The following is a 10,371-nucleotide window of genomic DNA, read 5'->3' on the forward strand; positions in this document are numbered from 1 at the left end:
TGGTAATAGAGTTAAATAAAAGGTTCAACACCAAGGTGTTGAACCTTTTTATATTATCAGAACAACTAAATTGCACTTTTAATATGTTAGATAAAATATCGATATTAATCTATAAAAAATCTTATTACAGATATTTTATATATTATTTTATAGATATAATGTTGACACCTTATTAAAAAAAGGGGGTAAATATGGTATTGGAGAAATCATTAAAGGAGCTCATTGAAAAAAATAAAACATTTTTTTATTTTCTAAAACTTTGTGAGATTCCTCACGGAAGTTATTCTGAAAAAAAGATTAGTGATTTTATAATGAACTGGGCAAAAGAAAGGGATTTACAGGAAGTAATTCAGGACCAATATTTTAATTTATTTATTAGAAAAAAGGCATCAGATGGTTATAGATATAAAAAACCAATTATTTTACAAGCACACTTAGATATGGTTTGTGAAAAACTCCCAGAAGTGGCCCATGATTTTAAAAAAGATTCAATTATTACTAAGTTGGATAATGATATTCTATCCACAGGAAATAGAACCACTTTAGGAGCAGATAATGGAGTCGGAGTAGCCATGATAATGGCAATTTTAGAGAACAAGAAGTTAAAACATCCAGAGATAGATGTTATTCTAACTACTGCTGAAGAGGAGGATATGAATGGAGCTTTAAATATTTCAGAATCTTGGCTTATGAATACAGATAGAGTCATAAATCTGGATAATACATTGGATAATAATCTAATTGCTGGAAGCAGTGGAGGAAGAGGTGCAGAATTAAAAATACCGGTGATCTATAGAGAGAAGGAAAATGGAGAGATAGGATATTTAATCAGTGTAGGTGGTTTAGTAGGAGGACATTCAGGAGAAGATATTGAAAAGGGAAGAGCAAATGCAAATATACTATTGGCTAGGTTTTTAAAGGGTATTGAGAAAATAGTTCCTTTTACAATATCTGATATTAATGGTGGAAGTTTTCGATTGGCTCTTCCAAGAGAGGCAAGTGCTGTTTTAGTTATTTCAAAAGATGATTATGCCACTGTTAAAATAAATTTGGAGTTATTTGAAAAGAGTATGAGAAAAATATATGCATCGGTAGAACCTAATCTTTTCATTAATCTCGAAGAGATTAAGACAGTGGAGAGAGTTCTTACTAAAGAAAGTACTAAAAAAATAATAGATAGTATTTTACTGTCTCCAAATGGAATCTTTGAAAAATTTGTAGATTTATCTGTTGTAGAAAGCTCATGTAATCTTGGTGAAGTTACTATTAAAGGTGATTTTGCATATTTAGTGACTGAAATAAGAGGGGTATTTGAAGAGAATGTGGAATATATTTATAATAAAATTTTAACTTTAGGGGAAAGAATGGGAGGAGAGGTAAAAGATTTTGCACCCTATCCAAGTTGGATATATAAAGTAGATTCAAAACTTAGAGAGATAGCAATTAAAACCTATGAAGATATGTTTCAAGAAAAATTAGAGGTATCTGTTATACATGGTGGTTTAGAGTGTGGATGTTTCTCACTAAAAATTAGAGATATGGATGCGATATCAATAGGTCCTAATATTTGGGATTTACACTCTCCATATGAGAGAGTGAGCGTACTATCCACCAATAAAAGTTATAATTTTTTATTAAAACTGTTGGAAAATTTAGAGTGAGATTAAAGGAGGAGGTCTTATGCACCCAGCCATAGCATTTTTTATATTGATGGGATTTTTAGCATTTGGAGAGTTTATTTCAATAAAAACTAGAGCCATTATACCATCTATTTTGGTATTTCTACTTCTCTTATTACCAACTGTGTGGCTTGGATTATTACCTACAAATGTCATTGATTTAGCTGGTTTTTCAGAGTCTTTAACAGATGTAATTATTGTTGTAATTGTTGTAAATATGGGATGTTCATTGAGTCTTCATACTTTAAAAAAGGAATGGAAGACAGTTTTAATTGGAGTGGGAGCCATTTTAGGTATAGCAGCAATTGTGTTACCAGTAGGAGGTATAATTTTTGGTTGGGATACAGCAGTTGTGGCAGCTCCACCTATTGCCGGTGGATTTGTAGCAGCTTTTGAAATGTCTAAAGCTTCATTGACAAAAGGTTTGCCACATCTTTCAACCATTGCACTGTTATTATTAGCTCTTCAAGAGCTTCCTGTATATTTTATCTTACCTAGTCTATTAAGAAGTGAAACAATAAGAAGATTAGATGCATTTAGAGCTGGAGAGTTAAAGATGGCAGCAGCGGAAGAGAGAGAAACAGAAAAAAGATTTTTTATCCCAGAGAGATATATGGATACATCAACCTATCTATTTTTACTTGGATTTGTAGGCTTTTTTGCAATAATGGTTTCCCAGTTAACAGGGGTTATTTTTAATTATTTTGGGATAGAGTTTAGTATCTCTCCTACGATATTTGCACTATTTTTTGGAGTTATTGGGGGAGAGATGGGATATTTAGAAAGAAAATCTTTACAGAAAGCCAACTCTTTTGGATTTTTCGTAATAGCATCCTTGGTTGGAGTTATGGGTGGACTAACTAATAGCTCATTAGAGGAGATTATAGGGTTGATAGTTCCATTGGTAGTTTTGATTGGATTAGGAATCATAGGGATGGGAATTGGAGGAGTTGTGGCTGGAAAGTTTTTAAAAATTAATTGGCAAATGTCTTTTGCAATAGCATTAAACTGTTTAATTGGATTTCCAGTTAACTTTTTATTGACAAATGAAGCGATTCAAGTTCTTGCAAAAACAGATGAGGAAAAAGATTTTCTAACAAATACAATGATTCCCACAATGCTTGTGGGAGGATTTACAACAGTGACTTTAGGTTCTGTTATCTTTGCGGGAATTTTAGTTAATTTTATAAAATAGAAAAAAATTTAGCAAATATAATTATAATTAAATATACTTAAGGAAATAAAATTATGAAGATAAAAGAAAATGGAAGCATATTAATTATGTTAGCAGTTTTAATTTGGAGTTTAAGTGGTCTTTTGATAAAAAGTGTGGATGCAAATGCCTTATGGATAACTTTAATTCGTAGTTTAGCAGGGGGAATTGTCCTATTACCTTATATTACTAAGGATCAAATCTATTCAATAAAATATATTTTCCTCGCTGGAATATCTATGGCAATTTTCCTATTTGCACTGGCATTAACAACAAAAATTTCCAGTGCAGCAATGGCAATCTCTATGCAATATACAGCACCAGTTTATATGATAGCTTATAACACCTATAAAAATAGGAGTATTTCTATCGCTAAATTAGTTGTTTTTTTCTGTATTGTTATAGGGATTATATTGAATATATTGGGAAGCATTGAAGGGAAAAGTAAAATAGTAATTCTAACAGGTATTATTACAGGACTATCATTTGTATTTTATTCTGTCAGTTTAAAAAAAATACAAAAGGGAAATCCACTGGGAGTAATGGCTTTAGTTAATATTATTGCAGCTACATTTTGTGGATTGGCACAATTTGTTTATTGTACACCACCACCAAAATCATTGGCAGATGTCTACGTTCTTATTATTTCTGGAATTGTTATCTCTGGACTGTCATACTCTTACTATGTAAAAGGTCTTAGACAGATTCCAGTGGAAAGGGCATTAGTTATGTGTTTAGTGGAACCTATATTAAATCCCATCTGGGTTTATTTGGGGAAGGGAGAGATTCCCTCTGAAGTGGTAATTATAGGAATCACTTTTATTCTATTGGGAACTTTAATTGATATTTTACTAAAAAAATAGGAAATAAAAAGTGTGGATGGGGACAAAGCCACATCCACACCTATGATATTTAGTAACTAATTATAGTTGTTGTAAAAAAGTTATAGCCATTTTGGCTGTAACAATAGTTGTTATAATAAGAAAAACTGGTCTTATAAATTTTGTTCCTTTTGTAACTGCTACTTTAGCACCAACATTGGCACCGATAAGCATAACAATACCAACTGTAAGAGCGTACATATAGGCAATTTTACCATAGTATATAAATGTGATAACACTGGCGATATTACTAGCCAAATTCAAGAATTTAGCATTTCCACTTGCTCTGATGAAATCTAATTTAAAAATTTCAATGAATCCGAATATTATAAATGATCCAGTTCCAGGACCAAAAAATCCATCATAAAACCCAAGAGAGAATGCCATAAGTATTCCCAATTTTAAATTTTTAGAGTTCACCCCTTGAAAATTGTCGTGATTACCTAAGTTTTTATTTTTTAAAGTATAGATAAGAACAAAAACTAACAGACCAAAAGCAATTGGATATAGATATTTAGAATCTATTAGTATAACCGCTTTAACACCTAAGATAGCTCCAATAAAGGAGAATGGAATCAGATATTTTATTAAATCCCAGTTTATTTTTCCCGATCTAGCAAATTTAAAAGCACTTCCACTACTTGAAAAAAAAGCAGCTAATTTATTTGTTCCAAGTGCCATGTGTGGATCAAGACCTGCCGCTAAAAATGCGGGTAAACTAATTAGACCACCTCCGCCAGCTATTGCATCTACAAAGGCAGCACAAAAACAAGCTGAAGCTAAAAACATAAAGTTAATAACAGAAATCTCTGAAAAAAAGGTTTCTAACATTAAAACGCCCCCTACTCAATTATTTGTTTTGAGTATATCATTAAAAGATATTTTGCACAACAGTTCTTTTTGGCATTTTGGGAGACCTTTTATCCTAAGTTCCTCTTTAGTTGCTGAGGACCTATTTTCATGTACGAAAATAGCCTCTATTTTAACTGGTTTATGAACTTTGGTATATTTAGCACCTTTTCCTGATAGGTGTTGTTCAAATCTTCTTTGAACATCTGTAGTGATTCCAGTGTATAAAGAATTATTTTTACATCTTAAAATATAGACATACCATTTTTTATTTAAACTCATATCATCCTCATTATAATGATTTTTTATAAAAATGCCCTGAAAAAACAGGGCATTAGTAGTTTACATTATAGTGTATTAATAAAATTTTGGAAAGCATTTTTTCCAATTGGGTCTCTTTTAAAGACACCTGCATGTTCTAAAACAGTGGAGAAAGTTTTTCCAATCTCCTCTTTTAAAATATCTAAAGTTATAATTTCATCTCTTTGAGATACTATATTTTTAATCCAATCGTAATGTTTACTAAGAGTAGGGTTATCTTTTAAAGTTGATTTCCAGTTTGGATTTTTTAACTCTTTTTCCAAAAGAATCATTTCCTCTTGAAGTCTTCCAGGCAAAATAGCAAGTCCCATAACTTCAATAAGACCGATATTTTCCTTCTTAATATTATGAACCTCACTATGTGGATGGAATATTCCCATAGGATGTTCTAAAGAGGTTCTATTATTTCTTAATGCTAAGTCAATTTGGAACTCATCTCCCACTCTTCTGGCGATAGGCGTTACAGTGTTATGAGGAGTATCCTCTGAATATGCTAAAATATCCACACTTTTGTCACTATACTCTTTCCATTTTTTAAAGATATACTCAGCGGCTTCTGATAACTTCTCCCTATTTTTAGAGGAGATTCTAATAACTGATATAGGCCACTTTACAACTCCACAAGTAATTTCAGGAAAATCGTTTATAGTAAATTCAGTTTCAATAGAAGCTTTTTCCATTGGGAAAGTGTGTTTACCAGCTTGGTAGTGATCATGAGATAGAATAGATCCACCAACTATTGGAAGATCAGCATTAGACCCAATACAATAGTGAGGGAAAACCTCCACAAATTCAAGAAGTCTATCAAAAGTATCTTTACTCATTTTCATTGGTCTATGACTTTCACAAAATACAATAGAGTGCTCATTGTAGTAAACATAAGGTGAGAACTGAAAATACCAGTTTTCTGATTTTAAATTTACAGGAATAACTCTATGTGTCTGTCTTGCAGGGTGATTTAATCTACCTTTATAACCAACATTTTCTAAGCATAAAAGACAACTAGGATATGAAGATTTAGGCATATTTTTTTCTCTCTCTATATCCTTAGGATCTTTCTCAGGTTTTGCTAAATTTATAGTGATTTCTAAATCTCCATAGGGAGTTTTAGAAAACCAATGAAGATTTCGTTTTATTCTAGCTTCTCTAATGTAGTTTGTATTTTTAGAAAAATTGTAATAGTTGGCAGTTGCTATTTCAGGTGATATTTTAAAGTCACTGTTAAATTTCTCTATAACCTCTTTCGGTCTTGGAGTTATAGAGTTCATTATTTTTGTATCTAAAAGTTCCATCTCAGCTGGGGAGTCATTTATTAAACCAACTTTTATTGCCCATTGACAAATATCTAAGAGTATTATTTCAATATCTCTATTATTTTTTACGGGCTCATATCTCCATTCATCAAGATTTAAGATATCCAAAATCAAATTTCTAGAGTAAATCTCCTCTGAAGAGTCTATTAAATTTTTTTCTAAACCATAATTTAAAAGTTCCTGAATTAAAGAGAAAATCATTAGAAATCACCTAACTTTCTAGCTCCATCCCCTGGATTTCCAATGTAGAATGCAGCTTCTAAACCTGTTTTTTCTTTATATTTTTTACCTACATTTTTAATAAAGTTTTCAATAGCTTCATTTTTAACTAGAGATACAGTACATCCACCAAAACCAGCACCAGTCATTCTAGAACCAATTGTTCCATCCTCTTCCCAAGCGGCTTCAACCAGACTATCAAGTTCAAATCCAGTCACCTCATAATCATCTCTTAAAGAGATATGAGAACCGTTCATAAGCTCTCCAAAAGTAGTGATATCTCCACTATTTAAACACTCCATAGCTTTTAAAACTCTTTCATTTTCACTTACAGCATGTTTAACACGAGATATGGCCTCTTGAGATTTTATAAGGTGTTTGCTGCTTTCAAAAATCTCCATATTCATATCACAAAGAGAGGAGATGTTTAGTCCACCATCTTTTAAATCCTCCAATGCAGATTCACAAGATGCTCTTCTTTCATTGTATTTAGATTCTCCAAGCCCTCTTCTCTTATTAGTGTTAGCAATAACAATAGAAGCATCCTTTAGAATAAATGGAGCATAACTATATTCAAGTGTGTTACAGTCTAAAAGAATAGCGTGATCTTTTTTCCCCATTCCAATAGAGAATTGATCCATAATACCACAATTTATTCCTATAAACTCATTTTCAGTTTTTTGACTTAATTTAACCATTTCAACCATATCAATGTCTAAATTAAATAGGTTCTTTAAAATAACAGAGGTTAAAACTTCAATTGAAGCTGAAGATGATAAACCAGCTCCATTAGGAATATTTCCAAAATATAAAATATCAAATCCGCTATCTATATTAAAACCAGCATCTAAGAAAGTTTTTATAATCCCTTTAGGATAGTTAGCCCAATCATCTTTTTTATCATATATTAGAGAATCCAACGAAAACTCTATAATTCCTAAATTTTTAAAGTTTTCAGAGTACATTCTAAAGATTCTATCCTGTCTTTTATTAGTGACAGCATAAGTTCCAAAGTCTAGAGCACATGGAAAAACTTTTCCTCCATTATAGTCGATATGCTCACCGATTAAGTTAACTCTACCTGGTGCAAAGAAAACTTCCACTGGAGTATTTTCCTCTTTTTTAAACTCTTTTTTAAAATTTTCTACTAAGTTTCTAATAAGTTCCATAAGTTATTCTCCCCTTTTAAGTGTGTTTGTCTATTTTGATATGAGTATACTTTAAAAATGGATTACTTAAAAGTAAAAATGAAGTTTTAGAACAAACTTAATTAAAAAAGTAAAAAAAGTTCTTGTTAAATACATTGACTTAAACTCTTATATAGAGGTATTATAAATTATATAAAGTGAGAGATGATACTATTTAAAAAAAGTTAAATGAAAACTCAATAAGTCATAGAAAGTTACTTTGAAGACGTCAAAAATAGGTTTCACAAAAATATGAAAAATTTAAGGAGGTGAATAACCGTTACCAAAAGAGCCAAAAAAGTGTGAAACTTATGTGATAAAATAAGGCTCATTCATAGAAAAACAAGCGATATCAGAAACAATAATCTTTATCGGATTACAGATAAGATAGCAGAAGAATAGATAGAGAGCCAATTAACTAGAGTAGATAAAATAATCTGCCGAAATAGTATTCTATGGATAAAAAATGGTACTTTGTACTTCTATATAATTTATTTAAAATTTTATAGAGTTTTATAAGTATCTAGTAACGGAATAGATGGAATTTACACAATCTCAATTGAGAATTTTAGAAATGATAAAAAATAAAAATAGAATATCTAGAAAAAAAATAGCCGAGGAGTTAGATTTGACACCAGCAGCAATAACCAAATCAATAGAGCCTCTTCTACAGTGTGGAATAGTTTTAGAAGTGGCTCAAAGAGAGTCAACTGGTGGAAGAAGGGCCATTGATTTATCTTTGAATAAATATTGGGTGGGAAAAATATTGGGGATGTCTTTAACACCAACATCTTTAGTAGTGTCTATTGGAAATATAGCTGGAGAGATATTTAAAAGTAAAAACTATAAAATAGATGAAACTAAGGAGTTAAGCGAATATTTAGAGGAGATTATTGATAGAGAGCTAAAAGAGGAAAAGGGAATTAAAGTTATATCAATGGCTATAACTGGGCTTATAAACTCAGAAAAAGGAATCATTGTATTTTCACCTCATTACAAGAGAAAAAAAATAGATATAAGAGACAAAATAGAAAATAGGTTTAAAATTCCAACTTTAGTTGAGAATGATGTTAGAGCTATGGCATTGACAGAGAGATATTTTGGAAGTGCTCAAGAGAGTGAAAACTATGTGGTATTAAATGTTTCAGAGGGGATAGGAAGTTCCATTTTTGTAAATGGAAATCTATTGTCAGGTCATGGATTTATATCTGGAGAGATTGGACATGTGGTAATGGATAGAAGCAGTTTAAGAAGATGTTCTTGTGGAAAAAGAGGGTGCTTAGAAGCAGAAGCATCCAATAAAGCCATTATAAACAGATTGGTATCCATGATAAAGTTAAATAACTATAGCTCTTTAAAAGAAAAGTTAACTTCAAAGGGAGAGATTGGAATTTTAGATGTTATAGATGGAGTTAAGGAGAGGGATTTTTTGAGCACAAAAATAAGTACTGAGGCCATGGTAATAATTGCACACAGTATAGATATGATAATCTCTTTAATAAATCCAGATAAAATAATATTAGTAGGTGAGCTATTTAAGGAGAAGTTGCTTTTAAATACATTGAAATTAGAGCTACAAAAAGTGACGTTAGAGGAGCAAAAATATGATTTAACAGTTTCAAATATATTGGATAAGATGCATACCTACAATCCAATATCTGTTGTAAGACATAATCTGTTTAAAAAAAATATATGGAGGGATGAGATTTGAAATTAAGTATTCAAGAGTTTGGTAAAACTTCAAAAGGGGAACAGGTATTTTTATACAATTTAAAAAATGAGTATGTGGACTTGGAAGTTATCTCCCTTGGTGGAATAATAAAATCTTTAAAAATAGCTGATAATAAAGATAAGTACGAAAGCATTGTTTTAGGATATGAAACTTTAGGTGAGTATGAGAAAAATGAGTATTTTTATGGTTGTATAACAGGAAGAGTAGCTGGAAGAACAAAGGATGGAATTTTAAAAATAAATGATAAAATATATCAACTTGAAAAGAATAATGGAGGAAATAATTTACATGGTGGACCTGATGGATTAAATAGTAAGGTGTGGAAAGGAGAGTTAAAAGCTGATGGAGAAAAGGCAATTTTAACATTGACATATAAAAGTCCACATTTAGAAAGCGGATTTCCAGGAGAGGTTGATTTTAAGGTTATATACACTCTGGAAAAAAATAAATTAAAATTAGAGTATTTTGGAGAGAGTGACAGAGATACATATCTAAATTTAACTAATCACACATATTTTAATTTAAGTGGTAATGGAAAAGAAAATATAAAAGAAAATCTATTGAAAATAAATGCAAATGGATATGGTTGGGTAGATGAAAATACAGTTCCTTTAAAGATAGAAAAAGAGAGTAGTTTTATAGAGTTTGAAAAATTTCAAAAATTAGATGATATTTTAGAGTCAAATCATGAGCAGGTTAAAATTGTAGGAGGAGGAATAGACCATCCTTTTGAACTTTCTAAAAAATTTGAGTATGACATAGAGTTAAAGGATGAAAAAACTGGAAGATCTATAAAAGTCAAATCTAGCGAACCAGTGGCTGTTATATATACAGGAAATTTTTTAGATAAAAAACATAATGGAATATGTTTTGAAATGCAAGATTATCCAGATATTTTTAACTTTATGCCTAAAAAAGCTAAAATTTACAATAAAAATTTAAGTTATAAAACTTTTACAACATTTATTTTTAATGAT

The 10,371-nt window shown here is 30.7% G+C and carries 9 protein-coding genes; 5 read left to right on the top strand and 4 right to left on the bottom strand.

Annotated features, from left to right (window positions below):
• Positions 1-191: 191 nt before the first annotated feature.
• From pepD to ACMOUI_RS12840, 3 genes are read left to right on the top strand one after another with little or no spacing between them, the layout of a single operon-like run.
• Complete coding sequence (pepD, locus tag ACMOUI_RS12830) at positions 192-1,661, top strand: beta-Ala-His dipeptidase (protein WP_418966089.1); 1,470 nt, start codon at positions 192-194, stop codon at positions 1,659-1,661.
• Positions 1,662-1,680: 19 nt separating this feature from the next.
• Positions 1,681-2,874, top strand: coding sequence for a hypothetical protein (locus ACMOUI_RS12835; RefSeq protein ID WP_418966090.1), 1,194 nt, complete (start codon positions 1,681-1,683; stop codon positions 2,872-2,874).
• Between the two features lie 53 nt (positions 2,875-2,927).
• Complete coding sequence (locus ACMOUI_RS12840) at positions 2,928-3,755, top strand: DMT family transporter (protein ID WP_418966091.1); 828 nt, start codon at positions 2,928-2,930, stop codon at positions 3,753-3,755.
• Between the two features lie 60 nt (positions 3,756-3,815).
• Here the strand turns inward: ACMOUI_RS12840 and ACMOUI_RS12845 are convergent, their stop codons facing one another.
• The 4 genes from ACMOUI_RS12845 to ACMOUI_RS12860 all read right to left on the bottom strand — a co-directional run bounded on the left by ACMOUI_RS12845 (position 3,816) and on the right by ACMOUI_RS12860 (position 7,644).
• Positions 3,816-4,604, bottom strand: coding sequence for a sulfite exporter TauE/SafE family protein (locus ACMOUI_RS12845; protein WP_418966092.1), 789 nt, complete (start codon positions 4,602-4,604; stop codon positions 3,816-3,818).
• A gap of 15 nt (positions 4,605-4,619) precedes the next feature.
• On the bottom strand, positions 4,620-4,904 hold the full coding sequence (locus ACMOUI_RS12850; RefSeq protein ID WP_418966093.1) for a GIY-YIG nuclease family protein: 285 nt from the start codon (positions 4,902-4,904) through the stop codon (positions 4,620-4,622).
• A gap of 65 nt (positions 4,905-4,969) precedes the next feature.
• Positions 4,970-6,457: a UDP-glucose--hexose-1-phosphate uridylyltransferase gene (gene galT / locus ACMOUI_RS12855; RefSeq protein ID WP_418966094.1), complete on the bottom strand. Its 1,488-nt coding sequence runs from the start codon at positions 6,455-6,457 to the stop codon at positions 4,970-4,972.
• Positions 6,457-7,644 (bottom strand): galactokinase, encoded by a 1,188-nt coding sequence (locus tag ACMOUI_RS12860; protein ID WP_418966095.1) that lies wholly within the window; start codon positions 7,642-7,644, stop codon positions 6,457-6,459. The genes galT and ACMOUI_RS12860 overlap by 1 nt, the downstream gene beginning before the upstream one ends.
• Positions 7,645-8,200: 556 nt before the next feature.
• On the opposite strand from ACMOUI_RS12860, the gene ACMOUI_RS12865 reads away from it, so the two are divergent.
• Entirely contained in the window at positions 8,201-9,373 is a 1,173-nt protein-coding gene (locus ACMOUI_RS12865) for an ROK family transcriptional regulator (RefSeq protein ID WP_418966096.1), read from the top strand.
• Positions 9,370-10,371 (top strand): galactose mutarotase (locus ACMOUI_RS12870; protein ID WP_418966097.1); only part of this gene is annotated, 1,002 nt, incomplete at its 3' end. The genes ACMOUI_RS12865 and ACMOUI_RS12870, both read left to right, overlap by 4 nt.

It is taken from the genome of Cetobacterium sp., from assembly GCF_048470075.1.
Lineage (GTDB): Bacteria > Fusobacteriota > Fusobacteriia > Fusobacteriales > Fusobacteriaceae > Cetobacterium_A.